Here is a 22,567-nt window from a genome sequence, read left to right as displayed (position 1 = left end):
GCCGGCCGGGGGCGGCACGGGCCCCGGCGGCCTCAGATCTGCCAGGAGCGGAGCCGGTCGGCGGCGCCGTACACGTCGGTCTTGCCGGAGATCAGGTCGCGGACCAGGTCGACGAGGGCGCCGTAGGGCGGGTCGATGCCGACGCCGCTGACGAACATGTAGGCCACCGCGGTCGCGCAGGCGAAGCGGGCGTTGGCCGCGGGCAGCGGCTTGAGCACGGCGAGGGTGTGCAGCAGCGCGGCGGCGCGCCAGGCGGCGTCGGAGTCCACACCGAGCCGGGGCGGGTCCACCCGGTGCCGGGCGACGGCCGCGACCAGCGCGGAGAAGTCGTCCACGGCGGGCTGGTCGGGCAGGACCTCCTCGTGCCGCTGGAGCAGCCAGGGGACGTCGACATGGATGACGGAGGGCATCGCTCAGGCGGCCGCGCCCCTGGTGGGGCGTTCGTCGTCGGGGAAGGCCGCCGCGAACTCCTCGGCATGGCCGGCGAAGAAGCGGCGGAACGCCTCGGCGCCCTCCTGAAGGGCCCGGTGGCGCGCGATGTCGGCGGCGGCGGCCTCGCGCACGAGGGCCTTCATCGAGGTACCGCGCTCCTTGGCGATCTGCCGCAGGTCCTCTAGTTCCCGTTCGCTGAACTCCACGTTGAGAGCTGGCATGCCCTCACGGTACCGCGCGGGTACTCAAGCGTAAATACGCCCAGGTCAAGAAGGGTGGAGTGCGGTACCGGACCGGGGCGAGGGCCATGTCCGATTCCCGCCGGTGACATGGCCTGTGGCGCAGCAGACTCGACAGCGCGGGAAGCAGCCGGCGACCCGCGGAAACAGGTGGGAGCACCGATGGACACGTACACCGCGCACACCCTGCACCCCAGCCCGCTGGGCGACCTGCTGCTGACCGGGTCCGCGTCCCCGGACGGCCGCCTCGTCCTCGTCTCGCTGTCGCTGCCCGGGCAGCGGGGAGCCCCGGCGGTCCGGCCCGCGGACCGCGACGACCGGCCGTTCACCGAGGCGCACCGGCAGCTGGAGGCGTACTTCGCGGGCCGCCGGACCCGCTTCGACCTGCCGCTCTCCCCCACGGGCAGCCCGTTCCAGCGGGCCGTGTGGCAGGCGCTGGACGACCTGCCGTACGGAACGACGACCACGTACGGCGAGCTGGCCGTCCGGGCCGGCGTCCCGCGGTCGGAAGTGCGCGCGCTGGGCCGGGCCCTGGGCGCCAACCCCCATCTGCTGGTCCGCCCGTGCCACCGGGTGATCGGCGCGGACGGCTCGCTGCGCGGGTACGCGGGCGGGGTCGAGCGCAAGCGGTGGCTGCTGGCGCACGAGGGCGCGCCGCGGCCGGCGCTGTGGTGACGGGAGCACCCATGACGCTCACCCGGGCCGAGGCCCACCGCCGGACGGCCCGCACCGACTGGGCCGCGCTCGCCGCCGAGCTGGACGAGCACGGCAGCGCGTCCACGGGCCCGCTCCTGACGCCCGCCGAGTGCGCGGACCTGGCGGCGCTGTACGACGAGCCGGAGCACTTCCGCACCACGGTCGACCTGGGCCGGCACCGGTTCGGCTCCGGCGAGTACCGCTACTTCACGCATGACCTGCCCGCGCCGGTCGCCGCGCTGCGGGCCGCGCTCTACCCGCGCCTGCTGCCGGTCGCCCGGGACTGGGCGGCCCGCCTGGACCGCCCGGCGCCCTGGCCCGACTCGCTCGGCGCGTGGCTGGCGCGCTGTCACGCGGCCGGCCAGGACCGGTCGGCGCAGATCCTGCTCAGCTACGGTCCGGGCGACTGGAACGCGCTGCACCGGGACGTGTTCGGGGAGCTGGTCTTCCCGCTCCAGGTGGTGATCGCGCTGGACGCGTACGGCACCGACTACACCGGCGGCGAGTTCCTGCTGGTCGAGCAGCGCCCGCGCGCCCAGTCGCGGGGCACGGCGAGCGTCCTGCGGCAGGGGCACGGGCTGGTGTTCACCACCCGGGACCGCCCCGTGCGCACCCGCCGCGGCTGGTCGGCCGGGGCGACGCGGCACGGGGTGAGCACGGTGCGGTCGGGACGGCGACGCACCCTGGGCCTGGTCTTCCACGACGCCGCCTGACCGCCCCCGGGCGGTGCCCGCGCCGCCGCACTCCCAGCCGCCCGGCCCCGGCGGCACGGCGCCCCGCCCCGCCTCGGCCCCGACGGCACCGCACCACGCGGCGGCACGAGGTGCTGCCGCGTGGTCACAGCGCCGGCCGGCTGAGCCCCACCGGCACACACCCGTCCGCTGACCCACTCCGCGCCCGGCAGCGGTCACGAGGTGCTGGCCGGCCGGCCACCGCGGCCCCGGCCCAGCGGCGGGAGCGCGGTGCGCACGCCGTACCGTCACACCTCCAGCCGGCTGATCCGCACCGCTCCCTTCGGCTGTCCCGGGTACGCGCTCGTGAGCGTCAGGCGCAGCCGGGAGCCGCGGGCCGCGTCGAAGGTGATGACCGTCGGGCTGTCGGAGGCGGTGGCCCACTCCGTCTTCATGCCGGTCACCGGGACCCAGGCGTGGCCGTCCCACACCGCCGCCTCGGCCCGCGCGGGCAGGGTGTGGCCGGTGTCGACGGTGAAGGAGACCGCCACCCGGTCGACGGTCCGGGTGCGCCCGAAGTCGAGCGACACCCAGTCCCTCGGCCGGGCCCCGCCGAACGCGGGCAGCAGCGCGGTGGCCGCCTTGACGAAGGCGTTGGACCAGCCGGTGGCCGGGTCGCCGTCCAGCATGGCGGCGGGCAGGGTGTCCGGACGGCCGGAGTAACCGGCGTCCGCGTGCGGGTAGCCGGGCGGCGCCGGGTGGCCGGGCCGGAAGCCGGCGGGTGGGGTCGTCGCGGCCGAGCGGGCCGGGCTTGTGACCAGGCGGACCGTGTCCGCGCGCAGGCCGTCCACCCGGGCGGTGACCTTGAGGGTGCCGGGCCTGGTGCCGGAGCGGACGATCGCGAGGGCCTTGCCGTGGAAGGCGGTGCGGGTGCTCGCCTGGTAGCGCTCGGCGCTCTCCTCGCGGCCGTTGTCGACACCGGCCAGGGAGCCGCCGGTGACGTCGAAGGCGATGAGGTGGTCCGCGTCGGGCACGACCACACCGCGGGCGTCGACGATCTCGGCGGTGACGAAGGCCAGCGAACGGCCGTCGGCGGCGAGGGACGCGCGGTCGGCGGTGAGCCGTACGGCGTGCGGGGCGCCGGCCGTGCGCAGCACGTCGGTGGCGACGGCCTTGCCGTCGCGCCGGGCCACCGCCTTCAGCTCGCCCGGCCGGTACGGCACCTGCCAGGTCAGGTGCAGCTTGCCCGCGCTGCCGTTGGGGCTGGTGTAACTGCCCGGGTAGGGGCCGTCGGTGAAGGTCTTGTCGTCACCGGTGGGTTCGGTGGTCTCCAGATAGGCGCGGCCGTCGGCCGTCCGCTTGGCGTCGAACTCCCGCACGCCCAGGGACTCCCCGTTGAGGAAGAGCTCGACGGCGGGCACGTTGGCGTACGCCCAGACCTCGACGGTGTCGCCCTCCTCGTGGTTCCAGGTCATCGGCAGCAGGTGGACCATCGGTTCGTCCGTCCACTGGCTCCTGAAGAGGTGGTACATGTCCTTGGGGAAGCCGGCGGTGTCGACTGCGCCGAAGAAGGAGGCCTTGACCGGGAAGACGTCGTACGGCGTCGGTTCGCCGATGTAGTCGATGCCGGACCACAGGAACTGGCCCGCGAACCACTTCCGGTCGCGGTCCTTCTTGTGCCCGTACTCGCCGCTCATCGTCCAGGAGGCGAGGTTGTTGTCGTACGAGGAGACCTCCCGCCCGCCGGGCGTGTGGTTCTCCCCCGTGTTCAGGTGCTCCGGTTCCTGGTAGGTGCCGCGGGTCGAGGTCTCCGAGGAGGACTCGGACTCGAAGAGGAACAGGTGCGGGTAGGCCGCGTGCAGGGCGTCCACCGACTTGGCCGTGTTGTAGTTGAGGCCCAGGCCGTCCAGTTTGGCGAGCATCAGGTCGGCCGCCGAGCCCTTGGCCGGCACGCGCCGGTACTTGTCGGAGCCGATGACGAGCGGCCGGGTGTCGTCGGCGGCCCTGACGGCGGCGATGATCCGGTCCGCCATGGCGAGTCCGGCGGTGGAGGTCGAGTCGGGGATCTCGTTGCCGATGGACCACAGCACCACGGCGGGCGAGTTGCGGGCGGCCAGGACCATCTCGGTGGCGTCCCGTTCGCACCACTCGTCGAAGAACCGGCCGTAGTCGTACGTCGTCTTGCCGGTGCGCCAGCAGTCGAAGGCCTCCACCATCATCACGATGCCCAGTTCCTCGCAGACCTGGATCATCTGCGGCGAGGGCGGGTTGTGGGAGGTGCGGAAGGCGTTGACGCCCATCGACTTCATGATCCGCATCTGCCGGCGCACGGCGTCGACGCTGATCGCGGCGCCGAGCGCGCCCTGGTCGTGGTGCAGGTCGACGCCCTTGACCTTGGTGTACGCGCCGTTGAGGGAGAAGCCCTCGTCGGGGTCGAAGCGGAAGGTGCGGATGCCGAAGGGCGTGCGGTGGGTGTCGGTGGTGCGGCCCCCGACGCGCAGCTCGGTGTGCAGGGTGTAGCGGTGCTCCGGGGTCGCGAAGTCCCACAAGAGGGGGTGGGGGACGGTCAGTTCGTGGGTCTCGGTGGCCTCGTCCGGGACGGCGGCGGTGGTGGCCGCGCGGGCGACGGTCCGGCCGTCCGGGGCGACGACGCGGGAGCGTACCTCCACGTCCGCGCCGGCGCCGGAGGCGTTCCGCACGGTGGTCCGCACCCTGACCAGCGCCCGGTCGGCGGAGACCTCCGGCGTGGTGACGTACGTGCCCCAGCGGGCCACGTGCACCGGCTCGGTGACGACCAGCCGGGCTTCGCGGTAGATTCCGCTGCCGGAGTACCAGCGGCTGCTGGGCAGTTGGTTGAGGACCTCGACCGCGAGCACGTCGGCGGTGGTGCCGTCGGTGTGGACGAGGTCGGTGAGGTCGAAGGCGAAACCGGTGTAGCCGTAGGGGTGGTGGCCCACCTCGGTGCCGTTGCAGTAGACGCGGGCGTCCATGTAGACGCCGTCGAACTCGACCGAGATCCGCTTGCCGGCGCAGTCGCGCGGGAGGGTGAAGGCGAGCCGGTACCAGCCGAGCCCGCCCGGGAGGAAGCCGGTGCCGCTGGTGGTGCCGTGGTCGGTCGTGGGGGTCTGCTCGATGCTCCAGTCGTGGGGTACGGCGACCCGGCGCCAGGCCGAGTCGTCGTAGCCCGGCTCGGCGGCCCGGGCGTAGGCGCCGGCGGGGTCGGTGACGCCGTCCGGGTCGGCCAGGGCGAAACGCCAGCCGTCCGTGAGGGGTACGGTGCGGCGTTCCCCGGCGGCGTGCGCGCCGGCGGCGAGGGCGGCCGGAGCCGCGGAGAGGTTCAGGAGCGTCCCGGCCGCGGGCGCCGCCGTGGCGGCGGCCAGGACCGATCTGCGTGTGACCGACATGGGCGGCTCTCCCTCATCAGGGCCCAGAACTACTCACAACTGATCGCGAACAAACAGATTCTGACGCTCTGCCACACTCGATCGTCAAGGGTCCGGAACCGCAGGACTACCGTCGACGACTCATCGGCCGGATGTCCCCCTTGACCGTCCCCCCGGTGTGTTCGACGGGTCGGCCCGGCGGCCCGGATCGGCGCTCATGGGCGGGCACGAAGCACTAGGCTGGTACGCGAGTGGTGCCACCTGTTCACTGTGAGTGTGCGCTTGGGAGCGGCGACGATGAGCCGGGTCTATCCGTTCGACGATGCGGCGACGGCCCGGGCTGTCATCGGCCCCGACGGAACGCTGGTGGAGTGGAACGAGGGCGCCCGCCGCCTGCTCGGCCACCCGGCCGGCGCCGTCCTGGGCCGCCCCGCCGCCGAGCTGCTGGCCGGCGCCGGCACCCCGGTGCCGCCCACGGGCCCCCGCTGGGCGGGAATGGTCGGATTGCGCCACCGGGACGGCCGTACCGTCCCCGTCTGGCTGCTCGCCCACCACCGCCCGCCGCACGACGAGCACCCGGGTGGCTGGCTCGTGGTCACCCCGCTCCCCGGCACCGGTCCGCCCGGCGGGGACGACCCGCTCACCGGGGCGGGCCTGATCCAGTCGCCGTGCCCGGTCGCCGTGTACGACGACCGGCTGCGGCTGCGCCGGATGAACGAGGCGATGGCCGACGTCGTCGGGCTGCCCGAGGAGCGGGTACGGGGGCTGCGGCTCGCCGAGATTGGCGGCGGACCGCAGAGCGAGGAGCTGGAGGAGGACATGCTCCGGGTGCTGACCTCGGGCCGGCCCCTGGAGGTGCAGACCTTCATGCGGACCGGCGGCGAGGACCGGGCCCACGCCTGGCTCGCCAGCATGGCGCCGGTCCGGGACCCGGCCGGCCGGGTCCGGGGCGTGTGCCTGGCCGCGCACGACATCACCGACAACCACCGCGCCCGGCAGCGGCTGCAACTGCTCAACGAGGCCGGCGTGCGCATCGGGACCACGCTCGACGTCACCCGTACCGCGCAGGAGCTGGCCGACGTGTGCGTGCCCGCGCTCGCCGACTTCGTCACCGTCGATCTGCTGGACCCGCAGGAGTACGGCGGTGAGCCCCCGGCCCGCATCACCGCGCCGGTGCGGCTGCGCCGCGCCGCCCACCAGTCGGTGCTGCCGGGCCTGCCGGAGGTGGTGGTCCGGCCCGGGACGACGGAGGAGTACCCGGCCCTCTCCCCGCAGGCCGACTCGCTGACCGCGGGCCGCACGATCACCGCCAGCGTGTCCGCCGGTGACATGGACCGGTGGCTGACCTGGCACCCGGAGCGCGGCGAGCGGGTGCGGCGGTTCCGCATCCACTCCTCGATGTCGGTGCCGATCCAGGCACGCGGGCTCACCCTCGGGGTCGCGGTGCTCACCCGGCACCGCAGCCCCGACCCCTTCACCGCGGACGACGTGCTGCTGGCCGAGGAGATCACCGCGCGCGCGGCCGTCTCCATCGACAACGCCCGGCGCTACTCGCGCGAGCGGGAGACGGCGCTCGCACTCCAGCGCAGCCTGCTGCCCCGCTCGCTGCCGCGTACGGCCGCGCTGGAGGCGTCCTCCCGCTATCTGCCGGCGGCGCGCGCCGGCGTCGGCGGGGACTGGTTCGACGTGATCCCGCTGTCCGGGATGCGGGTCGCCATGGTCGTCGGGGACGTCGTCGGACACGGCATCCAGGCCTCGGCCACCATGGGCCGGCTCCGCACCGCCGTGCGCACCCTCGCCGACATCGACCTGGCCCCGGACGAGCTGCTCACCCACCTGGACGACCTGGTGCTGCGGCTGTCGGAGGAGGCCGGCGCGGAGGGCAGCCCGGGCGAGGTCGGCGCGACCTGCCTGTACGCCGTCTACGACCCGGTGTCCCGCCGCTGCGCGCTGGCCCGCGCCGGGCACCCGCCGCCCGTGCTGCTGCGGCCGGGCGGCCGGCCGCAGCTGCTCGACCTGCCCGCCGGTCCCCCGCTGGGCCTCGGCGGGCTGCCGTTCGAGTCCACCGAGGTGGACCTGCCCGAGGGCACCGTCCTCGCCCTGTACACGGACGGCCTGGTGCAGTCCCGGGAGCGGGACCCGGACGCCAGCCGCGAACTGCTGTACCGGGCGCTGGGGCAGGACGCGGCCTCCCTGGACGAGGCGTGCGACTGCGTGCTGCGCGCCCTGCTGCCGGGCGGGGCCGCACCGGACGACGTGGCGCTGCTGCTGGCCCGCACCCGGGGCCTGCCCGCCTCGCAGGTGGCGACCTGGGACATCCCCGCCGACCCGGCGCTGGTCGCGCCGATCCGCAAGCAGGTCGTGGACCAGCTGGACGCCTGGTCGCTGAGCGAGGCGACGTTCACGGCGGAGCTGGTGGTCAGCGAGCTGGTCACCAACGCCATCCGGTACGGGGCGCGGCCGATCCGGCTCCGGCTGATCCACGACACGACCACGCTGATCTGCGAGGTCTCCGACACCAGCCACACCGCGCCGCACCTGCGCCGGGCGAAGACGTTCGACGAGGGCGGCCGGGGACTGCTGCTGGTCGCCCAGCTCACCCAGCGCTGGGGCAGCCGGCACACCCCGGAGGGCAAGACGATCTGGGCCGAGCTGCCGCTGTACGAGGAGGACCAGTAGGCGCGGGGACGTTCCTCAGGAGGCGGCCAGCCACGGCCGCACCTGCTTGCGGGCCTCGTGCAGGCGGGACTTGAGGGTGCCGAGCGGGATGCCCGCGCGCTCGGCGGCCTCGGCGTAGTCCAGCTGGCAGATGTCCCGGTAGACCAGCGGCGCCACCAGGTGCGGATGCTCGCGCTCCAGCCGGTCCAGGGCCTCCAGCAGGTCCACCCGGGAGCCGGCGATGACGCTGGTGGTGCGCGGGTCGACGGCGTGTGCGGGCTCGATGGCCGCGGGCTGTTCGGCGGCCCGCCGCTTCAGCTCCCGGTACTTCTGCCGGCAGCAGTTGGCGACGACGGTGTACAGCCAGGTGCCGAAGCGGCTGCGGCCCTGGAAGCCGGTGATGTGCCGGGCGACCTGGAGCAGCACGTCCTGCGCCGCCTCCTCGGCGTCCTCCCGGCAGGGCAGGAAGCGCGCGCAGCGGCGCACCACCTCGGGCCGGATCCCGCTCAGCAGCCGGTCCAGGGCCTCGCTGTCGCCGGCGGCGGCGCGCCGGGCGAGGTCTTCCGTCGGCGCCTGGTCCTGCACGGACGGGCTCCCCTCCACGTCGATCCCAGGCCAGGCATGATAGTCGTATGCACCCCCTGGAGCGGATCGGCCGCCACCGCCTCGAACGGCCGCTGGGCAGCGGCGCCTTCGCCACGGTGTGGCTCGCGCACGACCCCGAGCTCCAGGCCCCGGTGGCGGTCAAGGTCCTCGCCGAGAACTGGTCGCACCGGCTCGACATCAGGGAGCGCTTCCTGTCCGAGGCGCGGCTGCTGCGCCGGGCCGGGTCGAGCCGGGTGGTGCAGGTCTACGACATCGGTGAACTCCCGGACGGCAGGCCGTACTTCGTGATGGAGTACGCCGCCGGGGGGACCCTCGCCGATCTGCCGGCCGGCGGCCCGCTGCCGGTGCGGGAGGCGCTCGCGCTGACCGCCGAGGCGGCGCGCGGTGCCGCCGCGCTGCACGAGGCGGGCATAGTCCACCGCGACATCAAGCCGACCAACGTGCTGCTGCACACCGCCCCGGACGGCACCCGGCGGGTGCTGCTGGCCGACCTGGGGCTGGCCAAGAGCCTCGCGCAGGCGTCGGTGCTGACCCTGGCGGCCGGTTCGGCGGGCTACCAGCCGCCGGAGCAGGCCGAGCCCGGCGAGGGCATCGACGAGCGGGCCGACGTCTACAGCCTGGGCGCGGTCGGCTACGAACTGCTCACCGGGACCGTGCCGGGCCCACCGGGGAAGGTGGTTCCGCCCCGGCGGCTGCGGCCGGACCTCGGCGCGGACGTGGAGCGGGTGCTGCTGCGCGCGCTGGAGCCGAACCGGGCGCGGCGCTGGCCGGGCGCGCTGGCGTTCGCCGGGGAGCTGGACCGGCTGGCCGCGGGTCCGTCGGGGCGGTCCGCGCGGCCCCTGGACAGGGTGCGCGGCCGGCTCAGCACCGTGACGCTGGCCGTGGCCGCGCTCCTCGCCGCCACCGCCGCCGCGGCGACGGTGACCGTGGCGCTGCACCGGGACGGCGGCACGGACGACGGGGTGCGTGTCGCGGACGCCACCGGGCGGGTGACCCTCAAGGTGCCCGCCGGCTGGGGTCGCGAGCTGCGCGACTCCGGCTGGGACCCGCACGCGCTCGGGCTGGCGGCGGGGCACGAACCGGGTCTCGTGGTGGCCGACGACCTGTCCCGCTGGTCCGATCCGAAGGCGGCCGTGAACGGGGTGTTCGTCGGGGCCGGCGGGCACGGCGACGTCACCGAGAAGGTGAGGGCGCTCGCGCATCCCGGCTGCCGCTACGCGGGCGCCCACAGCTTGACGGACACCGACTGGCACGGGCTGGTCCGGGCCTGGCGGCGCTGCCCGGACGGCGGCTCGATCACCGAGTCCGCGCTGGTCCCGGCGGGCGGGGCGGCGCGGCCGCAGGTGTACGTACAGGTGCGCGAGCGGGGCGACGGCGACGGGACCGACGGTGTGCTCCGTTCGCTGCGGGTGGCCTGAACAGGGGGCTTCCGGGGGGCGGAGCGGGGAAGAGAACCCGACAGAACCCGGCGCGTCCCGAACTTTTCCGGCGGTCCGTGCATCGGACGGAGAGGACGGCGCACCCGGCGCCGCAGGCACGCGTTCCCGTCGCGTGCCGTGACCTCCAGGAGTGTTGAGCGACATGGTGTACACCCCCCGGCCCGTCCCCCGGTCCGCGCGGCGCGGGGCCCTGCTCGTGGGCACGGCCGCCGTGCTGGGACTGCTGACCGCCTGCGGCGACGGCACGAACGCGCACGGCGAGGCCCCGGCCACCGTCCCGGGTACGGCCGCCCCCGCGACGGACGGCACGACGAGCCCGGCGCCGCCCGCCACCGCCTCCTCCGCCACCGGCACCGCCACCGGCTCGCCGGACGCCCCCCGGACGACGGCGTCCCCGGGCGGCAGCGCGGCCACGACCACCCCGGCCGCGGCGACCACCCGCTGCCACACCTCCGAGCTGCGCGCCTCCGTGGGCCGCAACGACCCGGGCGCCGGCCAGGAGAACTTCCCCGTGGTCCTCACCAACACCTCCGCCCGGACCTGCACCCTGCACGGCTATCCGGGCACGGCCTTCGTGGGCGGCTCCGGCGGCCGGCTCGGTCCGGACCCGCAGCGGTCCCCGGGCACCCCGGTGACCGTCAGGCTCAGGCCCGGACAGAGCGCCTGGGCGGGGCTGACCTTCTCCAACCCGGGGGTCAGCGGGGCGAAGACGGCCACGCCGGCCACGCTGCTGGTGACCCCGCCGGACGAGCGGGACCAGTTGAAGGTGGCCTGGAAGGGCGGGCCGGTACCGGTCTCCGGGAACTCCTCGACCGTCCGTCTGACGGTGTTCAGCCCCGGCGCCGGGCCCTCCTGACCCGGCGTCCCCCCGCGCGGACCCCGCTGTCACTCCCCCGGGGCGGCGGGGTCCGTCACGCCGGCGCGGCCTCGTTCGTCATGCCGGCGCCACGACTGTCACAGGACGGCAACAGCCGCCGTGGGCCGCGATCTTTTCCCGTCCCCCGGTCATCGAACCCGGTCGACCGCACAGCGAAGTGGCCCCCACCAGGGGTCCGACCAGGGAATCGGGGAGAAGATGAGCGGGATCTCACGCAGGCGGGTGCTGACGGCGGGGGCGGCGGCGGGCGCCCTCGGCACACTGGCCGCCTGCTCCTCCGGCACCGGCATCAGGACCGGCGGACCGGACCCGGCGGACGGGAAGGGCACCGCGCAGGCCCGGCCGGTGAAGCCGATCGGCGACGGCTCCACCGCCGACACCGGCGCCCAGCCGCACCAGCCGAAGCCGGAGCGGCTGCGTCCGGGCCGGCGGCCCCCGCAGTTCGTGGTGTTCTCGTGGGACGGCGCGGGCGAGCTGAGCAACAAGCTGTTCTCCCGGTTCCGCAAGGTGGCCGCCGACCACGGCGCCGCGATGACGTTCTTCCTCAGCGGCATCTACACGCTGCCCGAGTCCAAGAAGCACCTGTACCGGCCGCCGCAGCACCCGGTCGGCGCCTCCGCGATCGGCTACCTCGCCGACCGGCACATCCACGCCACGCTCCAGCAGGTGCGCGCGGCCTGGCTGGAGGGACACGAGATCGGCACCCACTTCAACGGGCACTTCTGCGGCGCGACCGGTGTGCGCAACTGGTCCCCGGCCGAGTGGCGCAGCGAGATCGACCAGGCGGTGGACTTCGTGACGAAGTGGAAGACCAACACCGGGTTCACCGACCTCCAGCCCCTGCCCTTCGACTACCGCAAGGAGCTGATCGGTGGCCGCACCCCCTGTCTGGAGGGCCAGGCCCGGCTGCTGCCCACCGCCGCCGCGCTCGGCTGGAAGTACGACGCCAGCTCCCCCGGCGGCCTCCAGGTCTGGCCGGGCAAGGTGCAGGGCGGCAGACTCTGGGACTTCCCGCTCCAGTCCATACCGTTCGCCGGCCACTCCTTCCAGGTCCTCTCGATGGACTACAACATGATGTTCAACCAGTCCGGCGGCAACCCGCTCGGCGACCGCGCGCGGTACGACACCTGGCGCGTCCAGGCCCGCGACACCTACCTGGCCGGTTTCCGGCGGGCCTACGAGTCCAACCGCGCGCCCCTGTTCGTCGGCAACCACTTCGAACGCTGGAACGGCGGCATCTACATGGACGCCGTCGAGGAGGCGATCGGGAGGATGGCCGCCTACGACGACGTGCGGTTCGTGTCCTTCAGACAGCTCGTGGCCTGGCTGGAGGCGCAGGACCCGGCGGTGCTGCGCAAGCTGCGCACGCTGGCGCCCGGACAGTCCCCGCAGGGCGGCTGGGCGGAGTTCCTGGGCGCGGCGGGCGCCGGGGCGTCGTAACCGGCTCAGGAACATCTGTTTTCATGGGCGGGCACCCGCACAACCACTCCGGAAGGACCCGCCCTGAACACCGCGCTCGCCGAGGCGTTGTCCGCCGTCCTGCTGGTCGCCGTGCTGGCCTGGGCCGTCGTGCGGCCCTTCGGCTGGCCGGAGGCGGTCATGGCCGTGCCCGCCGCCGGCATCGCCGTCGCGACCGGCGCGATCTCCCTCGGCCACGCGCGGGCCGAGGCGGAGCGGCTCGGCCCGGTGGTCGGGTTCCTGGCGGCCGTCCTGGTGCTCGCCCACTTCTGTGACGTGGAGGGGCTGTTCCAGGCGTGCGGGGCCTGGACGGCGCGGTGGGCGGCGGGCCGTCCGGTGCGGCTGCTGACGGCGGTGTTCGCACTGGCCTCGCTCATCACCGCCGTCCTCAGCCTGGACGCGACGATCGTGCTGCTCACGCCGGTGGTCTTCGCCACGGCCGCGCGGACCGGCGTCCGGCCCAAGCCGCACGTCTACGCCTGTACGCACCTGTCGAACACGGCGTCACTGCTGCTGCCGGTGTCCAACCTGACGAACCTGCTGGCGTTCGCGGCGAGCGGGCTGAGCTTCACCCGGTTCGCGGCGCTGATGGCGCTGCCGTGGCTGGCCGCGATCGGCGCCGAGTACCTGGTGTTCCGGCGGTTCTTCGCCCGGGACCTGGCGGCGGCGGCCCCGGCGGACCGGGACACCGGTGAGCCGCCCGAGCTGCCCCTGTTCGCGCTGGTGACCGTGGGCTGCACGCTGGCCGGGTTCGTGGTGGCCTCGGCGTTCGGCGTGGAGCCCGCGTGGGTGGCCGCGGCGGGCGCGCTGGTGCTGGCCGGGCGTGCGCTGGTGCGCCGGAAGGCGGGTCCGCTGACCGTCGTACGGGCGGCGGCCCCGGCCTTCCTCGCGTTCGTGCTGGCGCTGGGCATCGTGGTGCGGGCGGTGGTCGACAACGGGCTCGCGGACGTGCTCGGGCGGGTGCTGCCGGGCGGCACCGATCTGCCCGCGCTGCTCGGGATCGCCGCGCTGGCCGCCCTGCTGGCCAACCTGATCAACAACCTGCCCGCCGTGCTGGTCCTGCTGCCCCTGGCGGCGCCCACCGGACCGGGGGCCGTCCTGGCCGTGCTGCTCGGCGTGAACATCGGCCCCAACCTCACCTACGCCGGGTCGCTGGCGACGCTGCTGTGGCGGCGGATCGTCCACCAGCACGAGCACGACGTGGACCTGCGGGAGTTCACCCGGCTCGGACTGCTCGCCGTGCCCTCCTCCCTCGCCGTGGCGGTGGTGGCACTGTGGGGGTCGCTGCGCATCATGTGAGGGGCAGTGAGCGACAGGAGGCCGAATGCGCGTGATCGCCTGGCTCGTGGAAGGCACCTGGCCCGCCTGCGTGGACGCGGTGCGCGCCCACGCGCCGCGGGACGCCGAGGTGGTGCTGCTCCATGTGAGCGGACCGGACGTGCCGGCGGTGGCGCACGGGGCCTTCGCCGGACTGCTCGGGCGGCGCGGCCACGACCCGGGCGACCGCCTCGAAGCGCTCGGCGGCACGTCGGCGACCGCCCTGCTCGGCGCGGCGGCCGAACGGCTGGGCCGGCCCTGCGTGCGCGAGGAGCGGTCGGGCCGGGTCGAACGGGAGGTCGTGGCCGCCGCCGAGGGTGCCGGGCTGCTCGTGCTGGCGCGGGACGGGGACCGCTCCCGGCTGGGTCCGCGGAGCCTCGGCCCCGCCGTCCGCTTCGCCGTCGACCACGCGCCCTGCCCGGTCCTGCTGGTCTGGCCGGAACCGGCCCCGCGCCTGGACACGATCCCGCCACCGCCGCCGCACCACCCGTGAGTCAGCCGCGGTGGCGTCCCGCGGGCCGCCCGCCGTCACGGCCGGTGCGGCGTCCGGGTCGGGACCGGCGTCCTGCCGCCGTCCCAGTCGACGTTCTCCATCCGCAGGTCCGGGTGGGCGGTGTCGATGGCCCAGCGCTGGGCGGTGCCCGCGACGCGGGTCTTGAGCACGAGGGCGCCGGAGCCGTCGGTGGCGGCCGGGGTGAGGGCCAGCTCCTGGCCGGAGCGCGGTACCAGGGCTCCGTGGGCGGTGAAGTCGTAGTGGAGGTCGCGGGCGGCCTCGCCGGTGGCCGTGCACGGGGCGAGGCGCACGGAGTAGCCGAGGCGGGAGTCCAGGCACAGGTCGCGGGCGGCGGCGCTGCGCAGCAGACCGTCGCTCTCGTACGTCCACTGCTGGGCCGGGGCGGCGGAGCAGTCGGCGAGTTCCGTCTCGGCGCCCCGGACGGCCTTGTCGCCGACGACTCCGACGCACAGGCCGGAGGCGAGGTTGCGCAGCCGGCCCCGCAGGGCGCCCTGGCCCTGGGTGTGCCGGCCGGCCCAGGAGGGGCCCGGGGAGGCGGCGTCCCCGCCCGGCGCGCGGGAGGGCGCCCCGGCGGCACCGGACGCCGGCACGTCGTCGGAGCCGAGCGCCGACCACAGCGCCAGGGGTACGACGACCAGACCGCTGACGGTGAGGACGGCCAGCGCGAGGTTCCGGCGCCGGGCCCGGCGGGCGGCGCGCTGGACGGAACGGCGGGAGACGGGTCCGGAGCCGTCCGTGCCGGGGGCGGTGACGGGGCCGGCGGGCGTGCGGCGCCGGGCGCCGCGCGCGCCGGAGACGGCGGCCACCAGGCGCTCGACGCCTTCGGCGGCGGCCGAGGAGGCTCGGCCTAGGCGGCGGACGGGGAACGCATCACGGCCCGCGTCCCGCGCGCCCGGTTCGCCGTACCCGGTGCCGTCGACCACAGCGGAGGAGGCTTCCCGTCCCCGCCGCACACGCGACGCACCACGCCCCGCCGACCGCCGGGCGCCGCCCGCACCCGGGACCCCCGCGCCGGTGTCGTCCGTGCCCTCGGCAATGGTGGACCGTGCTCCTCCCGGGCGGCGGTCGGACGACGCGCGGCGGTGGGCCGGGCGGCCGGGGGCGGGCCCCCCGCCCGGTGCGGCGGAGCCGGCCCGGGCGAAGTCCTCCCCGGCCCGGGGGCGCGCGGGCGCGACGGTGACGGCGGCCGGGGCCGGCGGCTCCTGCGTGTCCGCCGCCCGGGACTCCAGGTAGCCGGAGGCTCCCCAGCCAAGGACCGCCTCGGCGAGTGCGAGGGCCAGTCCGTCGTCGAAGCGGGCGAGCTGGTCGGCGGTCCGGGCGCAGTGGGAGCAGCCGGCCAGGTGCTGTCGCAGGTCGGGGTCGATGTCGGTGCCGCCGCGCCGGAAGGTCACGTCGAGCATGCGCACATAGCGCTGGCAGTCGTCCTCGGGCGCGAGTTCGCGGTGCGCCTGGAGGCATTCCTCCCGCAACCGCTCGCGGGCCCGGCGCAGTTCGACGCGGGCGCCGTCCTCGTCCAGGCCGAGCAGCGCGGCGGGCACGGCCAGCGGTTCGGCCTCGGCCTCGGTGTGCCACAGCAGGGCGCGGGAGGTCTCGGGGACCCGCTGGAACGCGCGGGACAGCAGCCGCCGGCCGGGGGGCGGCAGCAGCCGGGCCGAGGCCGTCTCGCCGGTGCCGTGCCCGGAGCGCAGGGCCGGGTGCAGCAGCTCCCGGCGGTCGTCGGTGTCCCACTCGGCCGCGATCCGGCGGACGGCGACCAGGACCTGGGGCCGCCAGGCGGCGGTCGGGCCGGACTGCCGGAGGGAGGCGCCGAAGAGCCGGGTGAAGGCGGCGGTGGTGAGCATGCCGGCGGCACGCGGTCCGTCGGTGCACAGCCGGGCGTAGGCGAAGGCCGCCGCCCAGTGCCGGTCGAGGAGTTCACCGACGGGGTGCGGGGCGGGCGACGCTCCCGTCCACTTTCTGAGTTCGGCGCTGAGCTGCTCGTCCGACAGGCCTGCGTCGGTCACGGCCGAATTCCTCCAGGGCATTACCGGAAATAGTCCGTACCAGACGGTACGGCGAGGTCATGGCAGCTCGACGTCCGCCTGAGGCGGCACTTTCGCACAGCCGGAGACACCGGAACAAGCGATCTCCCGATTCTCGGGATTTCCCACCCGGCTTTTCCTCTGTTGACATTTCGTCAAGGGCCGCCATTTCCTCCCTTTACCGCTGATCACCCGCCCGGCAGGCCCCGGACCGCACCGCACCGGCCGGTCAGTGGCCGCTGATCTCGTGCGGCGTGTACGGCCGCTCCAGTTCCTCGATCTCCTTCTCGCTGAGCTTCAGTTCGACGGCGGCCACCGCGTCCTCGATGTGGTGCGGCTTGGCTGCGCCGACGATCGGTGCCGCCACGGTGTCCTGGTGCAGCAGCCAGGCGAGGGCCACCTGGGCGCGCGGTACGCCCCGTTCGCCGGCGATCCGGGTGACGGCCTCGACGATCGCGTGGTCGCTCTGCAGATAGAGCCGGCTGCCGAACTCGTCGTGCTCGCTGCGCTCGGTCACCGCCCCCCAGTCACGGGTGAGCCGGCCACGGGCGAGCGGGCTCCACGGCAGCACGCCGACGCCCTGGTCGGCGCAGAGGGGCAGCATCTCCCGCTCCTCCTCGCGGTAGAGCAGGTTGTAGTGGTTCTGCATGGACACGAACTTGGTCCAGCCGTGCCGCTCGGCGGTGTACTGCGCCTTGGAGAACTCCCACGCGTACATCGAACTCGCCCCGATGTAGCGGACCTTGCCCGCCTTCACCAGGTCGTGCAGCGCCTCCATCGTCTCCTCGACGGGGGTCGCGTGGTCGTAGCGGTGGATCTGGTACAGGTCGACGTAGTCGGTGCCGAGGCGGCGCAGGCTGTGGTCGATCTCGCTCATGATGGCCTTGCGGGACAGGCCGGCCCCGTTGGGACCCGGCCGCATCCGGCCGTGCACCTTGGTGGCGAGCACGATCTCGTCGCGGTGGGCGAAGTCCCGCAGCGCCTTGCCGACGATCTCCTCGCTGGTGCCGTCGGAGTAGACGTTCGCGGTGTCGAAGAAGGTGACGCCCGCCTCCAGCGCCTGCCGGATCAGCGGGCGGGACGCCTCCTCGTCCAGGGTCCACTCGTGCGTGCCGCGGTCCGGCACTCCGTAGGTCATGCAGCCCAGACAGATCCGCGAGACGTCCAGGCCGGTGGAACCGAGCTTCACGTACTGCATCGTTGCTGCTCCTGCCTTCGGGACGATGGTCACGGCCGAGCCTACGGCCTGCGGCCGGGGCCGACTTGACGTCCGGAGCGTACGGGCGATGTGATCTTTTCACGTCCGCGCCGCCCGGCGCGGGCAGGACGGAGCGGACGTGCCCCCGACACGTGTTCACGGCGCCACGGGTGCGCGCACGGCCCTGGGCGCCCTGGCGGCGGCCCTGGTCGTCGCGGTGACGGCGCTGTCCGGGTGCGCCTCCGGCGAGCAGCGGGAGGGGGACGGGGCGCCCCGCACCACGCTGCGGCTGCCCCCGCGGCACGCCGGGTTCGACTACCAGATCGGCGGTGCCTATCCCCCGCCCGCGGGCGTGCGGATCGTCAGCCGCGACCGGTCGGACTCCCCCGCGCGGGGCCTGTACAACATCTGCTACGTCAACGCCTTCCAGGCCCAGCCCGCCGAGCGCTCCTCCTGGCCGGCCGACCTGCTGCTGCGCGACGCGCGGGGCCGGGTCGTCGTCGACGAGGACTGGAACGAGCCGCTGCTCGACATCGGCACCCCGGCCAAGCGGGAGCGGGTCGCACGGCGGGTGGACGACTGGATCGACGGCTGCGCGGACAAGGGCTTCGACGCCGTCGAGCCCGACAACTACGACAGCTACACCCGCTCCCGCGGGCTGCTCACCGCGTCCGACGCGACGGCCTTCATGCGCCTGCTGTCCCGGCACGCGCACACCCGGCGGCTGGCCGTCGGGCAGAAGAACACCGCGGAGCTGGCCGGCCGGCGCGCGCGGGCCGGTCTGGACTTCGCGGTGACGGAGGAGTGCGGGCAGTACGACGAGTGCGAGGTGTACGCGAAGGCGTTCGACGACCGGGTGGTGGACATCGAGTACACCGACGCCGGGCTGCGCGCGGCCCGCGCCCGCTGGGGCAATCGGCTGAGCATCGTCCGCCGGGACCGGGACGTGTCCACGCCGGGCAGCGCGGGGTACGTCCGCGAGGTGCGCTGACGCGGCGGTGGCCGTCCGGCGGTACGGCGGCCCGTCGGTCCGGGCGCCGTACCGCCGGGCGGTCGTCAGCCGGTGCCGTCCCGGACGGTGATCGCGCTGACCGGGCAGGCGCGGGCCGCCGCCCGGACCATGGGGTCGCCGCCGCCGTCCTCGTGTCCGGGCACGAGTGTGCTGTAGCCGTCGTCGTCCTGGGTGAAGACGCCCGGCGCGGCCAGCGCGCACTGCCCGGCGCCGATACAGACGTCCTTGTCGATGTCGATGTGCATGAGCAGAGCCTCTTACCAGGTCACGGGGAGTTCCAGCATTCCTTGGATCGTGTCGCCGGGTTTGAAGGGAATCTCCTGCGCCGGCGCGGCCAGCCGCAGCTCCGGCAGCCGGGTGAACAGGCTGCCGAGGGCGATCTCCAGTTCCGCGCGGGCCAGGTTCTGGCCCAGGCACTGGTGGATGCCGAAACCGAAGGCGACGTGGTGGCGGTCGGAACGGTGGAAGTCCAGGGCGTCGGGGTCGTCGTACACGGACGTGTCACGGTTGATCACGGACGTCCCGAAGAGCACGCCGTCACCGGCCCGGATCGTGGTGCCGTCGATCTCGATGTCCTCCAGCGCCACCCGCTGGAGCCCCTCCGCGATGGACAGCATCCGCATCAGCTCCTCCACGACGGCGGGCAGCAGCGCCGGGTCGGCGCGCAGCTCGGCCAGCCGGCCGGGGTGCCGGAGCAGGGTGTAGGTGCCGAGGGAGATCATGTTGGCGGTGGTCTCGTGGCCGGCGACCAGCAGGATCATGGCCAGCGACAGGACGTCGGCGCGGTCCAGCTCCCCCGTGCGCAGCCGGTCGTGGACCAGCTCGTCGAGGATGCCGTCGCCGGGCTCGGCCTCCCCCGCCTTGGCGTCGATCAGTCCGCCGAGGTAGTCCTCCAGCCGGTTGCGGGCCTCAACCGTGTCGGCGGCCGTCGGACCGCGCAGCAGCCGGCGGGACTGCTCCTCGAAGAACTCGTGGTCGGCGTACGGCACGCCGAGCAGGCCGCAGATCACCATCGACGGCACGGGCAGCGCGAAGGCGGAGACCAGCTCGGCGGGCGGGCCCTGGGCGATCATCGTGTCCAGCAGTTCGTCCACGATTCCCTGGATCCAGGGGCGCAGCGCCGCCGCGCGTTTGACGGTGAACGACGGGATCAGCATCCGCCGCTGCCGGTGGTGCTCGGGGTCGTCCACCCCGAGCAGGGCTACCCTGCGGTCGCGGCCGGCCTCGAAGCGGGGCGTGGGCACGGGAAAGCCGGGGCGGCGGCGCTCGGTGGACAGGCGGGGGTCGGCGAGCAGGGCGCGGGCGGTGGAGTAGCCGGTGACCAGCCAGACCTCGCGGCCGTCGTAGAGGGTGACGCGGGACAGGGGGTGCCCGTCGCGCAGCGGGCCGTAGCCGGTGGGCGGATGGTAGGGACAGGTGCGGTCCTGGGGGAAGGCGACGGGGGCGGGCGGGGCAGCCGGGCCGGTGATGTCCGTCAGTTCCGTCATGGAAAGACCTCGCAGACGAAGAGGTGCGTCGTGCCGATCTTCATTAGATGCCCCAGGCACCTATGGGTCGACGCCAAGTTCGGCCACATGGGTGACCTTCGTCATCTGGCCGAAGTACCCGGGGTCCGACCGGCGGAAACCGGCCACGGCCACGCGCGCCGCACGGGTGCCGCGGCCGGTGTCCGCCTCGCCGCGCCTCGTCACGGCACCCGGACGTCGCGCTCCGCGGGGGCGAAGGCACGGGCGACGGCGAGGCTGTCCTCGTACACGTGGTGCCGTACGACCAGGCCCTCGCGGACGGTGAGGTGCAGGGCGAACCGGGCGGCGTAGGCGCGTCCCGTCGGGGCGGCGGTCTGCCGGATGACGCCGAGCACGACCGCGACCTCGCCGTCGGCCAGGACGCGCTCGATCGTGGTGCCGGCCCCCTCGGGCACGTGGTGCGCGGCCAGCTCACGGTAGTGGGCGGCGGCGTCGGCGCGGGTGGAGCGGTGCCGGATCCACGGGGTGTCGGCGCGGCCGTGCTCCTCCTCGGGCCAGTCCAGCCGCCAGTCGCAGCCCTCCGCGTACAGCTCGGCGATCCGCTCCGGATCGCCCTGGCCGATCCTGTCGAGCAGTTCCAGGACGACGGCGCGGGTCGCGGCGGTGCGGTCTGCGGACATGGGTGGTTCCCTCCCGGGGTGGGCACTGATCGGGACGCGGACCACTGTGCCGTGCGCGGCGGCGCGGCGCGATGACCTCGGAGGTCATCACCGCGGCCGCAGAGGTGATCAGCGGGGAGCGGCGGTCACCCCGTCGGCGCAGTCGGAGCGCGGTACGGATGATTCGCGGCGTCACCGGCGTTGTCCCGGTGGCAGGCAGCCGTTTGGACCGACGAAGGGAACGGAATCCCATGCCTCTTGAGGGCGAGTACGAGCCCAGCCCGACGCAGTGGGTGCGCGAGCAGGTCGAGTTGTACGAGAGCTCGGGCGGGACGAAGGGGACGACGCTGCTCGACACCGGGCTGCCGGTGATCGTGCTGACCACGCGGGGCGCGAAGAGCGGGAAGATCCGCAAGACGCCCCTGATGCGGGTGGAGCACGAGGGCAGGTACGCGGCGGTCGCTTCCCTCGGCGGCGCGCCCAAGCATCCGGTCTGGTACTTCAACGTGAAGTCCGACCCGCACGTCGAGTTGCAGGACGGCCCGGTCAAGCGGGACATGCGGGCCCGGGAGGTCACCGGGGCCGAGAAGACCGAGTGGTGGGAGCGCGCGGTGGCCGCGTACCCGGCGTACGCGGAGTACCAGACGAAGACGTCCCGGGACATCCCGGTCTTCGTGCTGGAGCCGCTCGACGAGAGCTGATTCAGGCCGGGAACCCCCCCCGGATTCAGAAAAATCTGTTCCGGGGAGGTGTGAACCGGCCTCACGACGGGCACTCGTGCGTCAGGCCCCGCCGCGTTCCCCCGTCGCGGCGGGGCTCTCTCGTGCCTCGCCCGCCGGCCGGTCGGTCACGTCGAAGAAGATCTGGTCGGCCTCGGGGAACGTCCGGGCGAGGGACCTCTTGATGCGCACGGCGACCTCCTCGACGCGCTCGCTGTCCATGCCAGGCGCCAGGTCGACGCGGGCGGCGACCAGCGTGGAGTCGAGGCCCATCTTCATCGTGAACAGCGCCTCCACACTGTCGATCTCCGGCTGCGCCCGCAGCAGCGCGCGGATCCTGCCGCTCAGCTCCGGGTCGGCGGCCTCCCCGATCAGCTGGGCGCGGGCGTCCCGGCCGAGCCGGTAGGCGACGTAGACGAGGAGCACGCCGATCGCCAGCGAGGCGGACGCCTCCCAGACGACCTGCCCGGTCACCATGTGCAGCGCCATGCCGATCATGGCGAGGGTCACGCCGAGCACCGCCGTGCCGTCCTCGGCGACCACCGTGCGCAGCGCCGGGTCGCGCAGCGCGCCGAGGCCGCCGCCCTGCCGCCGCACCTGGTGCAGGGCCCGCAGCAGTGACAGGCCCTCGGCGAGCAGGGCCACGCCCAGCACGATCAGGCCCGCCACATAGCCGCTGAACTTCTCCTCGGCGCCGTTGCGCAGCGCCTCGACGCCCTGGAAGAAGGAGAAGCAGCCGCCCATGACGAAGATGCCCACGGCGGCCAGCAGGGACCAGAAGAAGCGCTCCTTGCCGTAGCCGAAGGGGTGCCGGGCGTCGGCGGGGCGGCGGCTGCGGCGCAGGGCGGCCAGCAGGAAGACCTCGTTGAGGCTGTCCGCGACCGAGTGCGCGGCCTCCGACAGCAGCGCGGGCGAGCCCGCGAGGACGCCGCCCACCGCCTTGGCGACGGCGATCACCAGATTGGCGGCGAGCGCCACGAGGACGGTGATCCTGGTGTGCCGGTCGCCCTTGGCACCGGCCCGCCCGTCGTCATCGTGCGCGGCACCGGGCTCGCCGTCCTGGGCGTGCGCCGCCGACGCTTCCGCGTGCGACGCGTGGGACGGCGATGCCGTCCGGTCGGTGGCGCGGTCCGCGGGTTCCGTGGCGCGGCCCGCGGCGTGTACCCGCCGCCGCGCGCCACCTCCGGCCTCCGCCCGCGCCG

At 74.6% G+C, this 22,567-nt stretch carries 20 protein-coding genes; 10 read left to right on the top strand and 10 right to left on the bottom strand.

Annotation, left to right across the window (positions count from 1 at the left end; translation table 11 throughout):
- Window positions 1-32: 32 nt before the first annotated feature.
- Both ACZ5DC_RS06025 and ACZ5DC_RS06020 read right to left on the bottom strand, forming a co-directional pair.
- On the bottom strand, window positions 33-410 hold the full coding sequence (locus ACZ5DC_RS06025; protein ID WP_468649793.1) for a toxin Doc: 378 nt from the start codon (window positions 408-410) through the stop codon (window positions 33-35).
- Window positions 411-413: 3 nt separating this feature from the next.
- The gene (locus ACZ5DC_RS06020) at window positions 414-653 is read right to left on the bottom strand and encodes a hypothetical protein (RefSeq protein ID WP_366748853.1); all 240 of its coding nucleotides are present in this window, start codon (window positions 651-653) and stop codon (window positions 414-416) included.
- A gap of 180 nt (window positions 654-833) precedes the next feature.
- Here ACZ5DC_RS06020 and ACZ5DC_RS06015 point away from each other — a divergent pair, with 180 nt between their 5' ends.
- Window positions 834-1,346 (top strand): methylated-DNA--[protein]-cysteine S-methyltransferase, encoded by a 513-nt coding sequence (locus ACZ5DC_RS06015; protein WP_468649791.1) that lies wholly within the window; start codon window positions 834-836, stop codon window positions 1,344-1,346.
- 11 nt (window positions 1,347-1,357) lie between these two features.
- Window positions 1,358-2,080, top strand: coding sequence for a 2OG-Fe(II) oxygenase (locus ACZ5DC_RS06010; protein WP_468649789.1), 723 nt, complete (start codon window positions 1,358-1,360; stop codon window positions 2,078-2,080).
- 266 nt (window positions 2,081-2,346) lie between these two features.
- Here ACZ5DC_RS06010 and ACZ5DC_RS06005 read toward each other — a convergent pair whose 3' ends face one another.
- A complete protein-coding gene (locus ACZ5DC_RS06005) occupies window positions 2,347-5,442 on the bottom strand; it encodes a glycoside hydrolase family 2 TIM barrel-domain containing protein (protein ID WP_468649787.1) in 3,096 nt (1,031 codons plus the stop codon).
- Between the two features lie 276 nt (window positions 5,443-5,718).
- On the opposite strand from ACZ5DC_RS06005, the gene ACZ5DC_RS06000 reads away from it, so the two are divergent.
- Window positions 5,719-8,100, top strand: a complete 2,382-nt coding sequence (locus tag ACZ5DC_RS06000) for a SpoIIE family protein phosphatase (RefSeq protein ID WP_468649786.1) — start codon at window positions 5,719-5,721, stop codon at window positions 8,098-8,100.
- Between the two features lie 15 nt (window positions 8,101-8,115).
- Here the strand turns inward: ACZ5DC_RS06000 and ACZ5DC_RS05995 are convergent, their stop codons facing one another.
- Window positions 8,116-8,664 (bottom strand): RNA polymerase sigma factor, encoded by a 549-nt coding sequence (locus ACZ5DC_RS05995; RefSeq protein ID WP_468649784.1) that lies wholly within the window; start codon window positions 8,662-8,664, stop codon window positions 8,116-8,118.
- 47 nt (window positions 8,665-8,711) lie between these two features.
- Here ACZ5DC_RS05995 and ACZ5DC_RS05990 point away from each other — a divergent pair, with 47 nt between their 5' ends.
- The 5 genes from ACZ5DC_RS05990 to ACZ5DC_RS05970 all read left to right on the top strand — a co-directional run bounded on the left by ACZ5DC_RS05990 (window position 8,712) and on the right by ACZ5DC_RS05970 (window position 14,269).
- Window positions 8,712-10,103, top strand: a complete 1,392-nt coding sequence (locus tag ACZ5DC_RS05990; protein WP_468649783.1) for a serine/threonine-protein kinase — start codon at window positions 8,712-8,714, stop codon at window positions 10,101-10,103.
- Between the two features lie 163 nt (window positions 10,104-10,266).
- The gene (locus ACZ5DC_RS05985; RefSeq protein ID WP_468649782.1) at window positions 10,267-10,980 is read left to right on the top strand and encodes a DUF4232 domain-containing protein; all 714 of its coding nucleotides are present in this window, start codon (window positions 10,267-10,269) and stop codon (window positions 10,978-10,980) included.
- Between the two features lie 219 nt (window positions 10,981-11,199).
- Window positions 11,200-12,441 (top strand): polysaccharide deacetylase family protein, encoded by a 1,242-nt coding sequence (locus ACZ5DC_RS05980; protein ID WP_468649781.1) that lies wholly within the window; start codon window positions 11,200-11,202, stop codon window positions 12,439-12,441.
- Window positions 12,442-12,504: 63 nt separating this feature from the next.
- Window positions 12,505-13,758 carry an SLC13 family permease gene (locus ACZ5DC_RS05975; protein ID WP_468649951.1) on the top strand — a complete coding sequence of 418 codons (1,254 nt, stop codon included), beginning with the start codon at window positions 12,505-12,507 and terminating at the stop codon, window positions 13,756-13,758.
- Between the two features lie 25 nt (window positions 13,759-13,783).
- The gene (locus tag ACZ5DC_RS05970) at window positions 13,784-14,269 is read left to right on the top strand and encodes a universal stress protein (protein ID WP_468649780.1); all 486 of its coding nucleotides are present in this window, start codon (window positions 13,784-13,786) and stop codon (window positions 14,267-14,269) included.
- Between the two features lie 35 nt (window positions 14,270-14,304).
- Here ACZ5DC_RS05970 and ACZ5DC_RS05965 read toward each other — a convergent pair whose 3' ends face one another.
- Window positions 14,305-16,314 carry an RICIN domain-containing protein gene (locus ACZ5DC_RS05965; protein ID WP_468649779.1) on the bottom strand — a complete coding sequence of 670 codons (2,010 nt, stop codon included), beginning with the start codon at window positions 16,312-16,314 and terminating at the stop codon, window positions 14,305-14,307.
- Window positions 16,315-16,540: 226 nt separating this feature from the next.
- The gene (locus ACZ5DC_RS05960; RefSeq protein WP_468649777.1) at window positions 16,541-17,509 is read right to left on the bottom strand and encodes an aldo/keto reductase; all 969 of its coding nucleotides are present in this window, start codon (window positions 17,507-17,509) and stop codon (window positions 16,541-16,543) included.
- Between the two features lie 139 nt (window positions 17,510-17,648).
- On the opposite strand from ACZ5DC_RS05960, the gene ACZ5DC_RS05955 reads away from it, so the two are divergent.
- Window positions 17,649-18,500, top strand: a complete 852-nt coding sequence (locus ACZ5DC_RS05955) for an endo alpha-1,4 polygalactosaminidase (protein ID WP_468649775.1) — start codon at window positions 17,649-17,651, stop codon at window positions 18,498-18,500.
- A 65-nt stretch (window positions 18,501-18,565) separates the two neighbouring features.
- On the opposite strand, the gene ACZ5DC_RS05950 is transcribed toward ACZ5DC_RS05955, so the two are convergent.
- The 3 genes from ACZ5DC_RS05950 to ACZ5DC_RS05940 form a co-directional block, all read right to left on the bottom strand.
- The gene (locus ACZ5DC_RS05950; protein WP_468649772.1) at window positions 18,566-18,766 is read right to left on the bottom strand and encodes a ferredoxin; all 201 of its coding nucleotides are present in this window, start codon (window positions 18,764-18,766) and stop codon (window positions 18,566-18,568) included.
- A gap of 12 nt (window positions 18,767-18,778) precedes the next feature.
- A complete protein-coding gene (locus tag ACZ5DC_RS05945) occupies window positions 18,779-20,008 on the bottom strand; it encodes a cytochrome P450 (RefSeq protein ID WP_468649770.1) in 1,230 nt (409 codons plus the stop codon).
- A 200-nt stretch (window positions 20,009-20,208) separates the two neighbouring features.
- Complete coding sequence (locus ACZ5DC_RS05940) at window positions 20,209-20,667, bottom strand: nuclear transport factor 2 family protein (RefSeq protein WP_468649768.1); 459 nt, start codon at window positions 20,665-20,667, stop codon at window positions 20,209-20,211.
- Window positions 20,668-20,897: 230 nt separating this feature from the next.
- Between ACZ5DC_RS05940 and ACZ5DC_RS05935 the strand changes: the two genes are divergently transcribed.
- Window positions 20,898-21,347, top strand: coding sequence for a nitroreductase family deazaflavin-dependent oxidoreductase (locus ACZ5DC_RS05935; protein WP_468649766.1), 450 nt, complete (start codon window positions 20,898-20,900; stop codon window positions 21,345-21,347).
- A gap of 81 nt (window positions 21,348-21,428) precedes the next feature.
- Here ACZ5DC_RS05935 and ACZ5DC_RS05930 read toward each other — a convergent pair whose 3' ends face one another.
- Window positions 21,429-22,355, bottom strand: a complete 927-nt coding sequence (locus ACZ5DC_RS05930) for a cation diffusion facilitator family transporter (protein WP_468649949.1) — start codon at window positions 22,353-22,355, stop codon at window positions 21,429-21,431.
- Window positions 22,356-22,567 lie beyond the last annotated feature (212 nt).

The sequence above is a fragment of the Streptomyces sp. NPDC031445 genome, from assembly GCF_055581365.1.
Note: the sequence above shows the minus strand (reverse complement) of the source record. Positions and strands in the feature narration are given on the sequence as shown.

Coding starts and splice junctions, on each gene's coding strand:
- ACZ5DC_RS06025 (WP_468649793.1), bottom strand. CDS start 410: ATGCCCTCCGTCATCCATGTCGACGTCCCCTGGCTGCTCCAGCGGCAC.
- ACZ5DC_RS06020 (WP_366748853.1), bottom strand. CDS start 653: ATGCCAGCTCTCAACGTGGAGTTCAGCGAACGGGAACTAGAGGACCTG.
- ACZ5DC_RS06015 (WP_468649791.1), top strand. CDS start 834: ATGGACACGTACACCGCGCACACCCTGCACCCCAGCCCGCTGGGCGAC.
- ACZ5DC_RS06010 (WP_468649789.1), top strand. CDS start 1,358: ATGACGCTCACCCGGGCCGAGGCCCACCGCCGGACGGCCCGCACCGAC.
- ACZ5DC_RS06005 (WP_468649787.1), bottom strand. CDS start 5,442: ATGTCGGTCACACGCAGATCGGTCCTGGCCGCCGCCACGGCGGCGCCC.
- ACZ5DC_RS06000 (WP_468649786.1), top strand. CDS start 5,719: ATGAGCCGGGTCTATCCGTTCGACGATGCGGCGACGGCCCGGGCTGTC.
- ACZ5DC_RS05990 (WP_468649783.1), top strand. CDS start 8,712: ATGCACCCCCTGGAGCGGATCGGCCGCCACCGCCTCGAACGGCCGCTG.
- ACZ5DC_RS05985 (WP_468649782.1), top strand. CDS start 10,267: ATGGTGTACACCCCCCGGCCCGTCCCCCGGTCCGCGCGGCGCGGGGCC.
- ACZ5DC_RS05980 (WP_468649781.1), top strand. CDS start 11,200: ATGAGCGGGATCTCACGCAGGCGGGTGCTGACGGCGGGGGCGGCGGCG.
- ACZ5DC_RS05970 (WP_468649780.1), top strand. CDS start 13,784: ATGCGCGTGATCGCCTGGCTCGTGGAAGGCACCTGGCCCGCCTGCGTG.
- ACZ5DC_RS05965 (WP_468649779.1), bottom strand. CDS start 16,314: ATGCCCTGGAGGAATTCGGCCGTGACCGACGCAGGCCTGTCGGACGAG.
- ACZ5DC_RS05960 (WP_468649777.1), bottom strand. CDS start 17,509: ATGCAGTACGTGAAGCTCGGTTCCACCGGCCTGGACGTCTCGCGGATC.
- ACZ5DC_RS05950 (WP_468649772.1), bottom strand. CDS start 18,766: ATGCACATCGACATCGACAAGGACGTCTGTATCGGCGCCGGGCAGTGC.
- ACZ5DC_RS05945 (WP_468649770.1), bottom strand. CDS start 20,008: ATGACGGAACTGACGGACATCACCGGCCCGGCTGCCCCGCCCGCCCCC.
- ACZ5DC_RS05940 (WP_468649768.1), bottom strand. CDS start 20,667: ATGTCCGCAGACCGCACCGCCGCGACCCGCGCCGTCGTCCTGGAACTG.
- ACZ5DC_RS05935 (WP_468649766.1), top strand. CDS start 20,898: ATGCCTCTTGAGGGCGAGTACGAGCCCAGCCCGACGCAGTGGGTGCGC.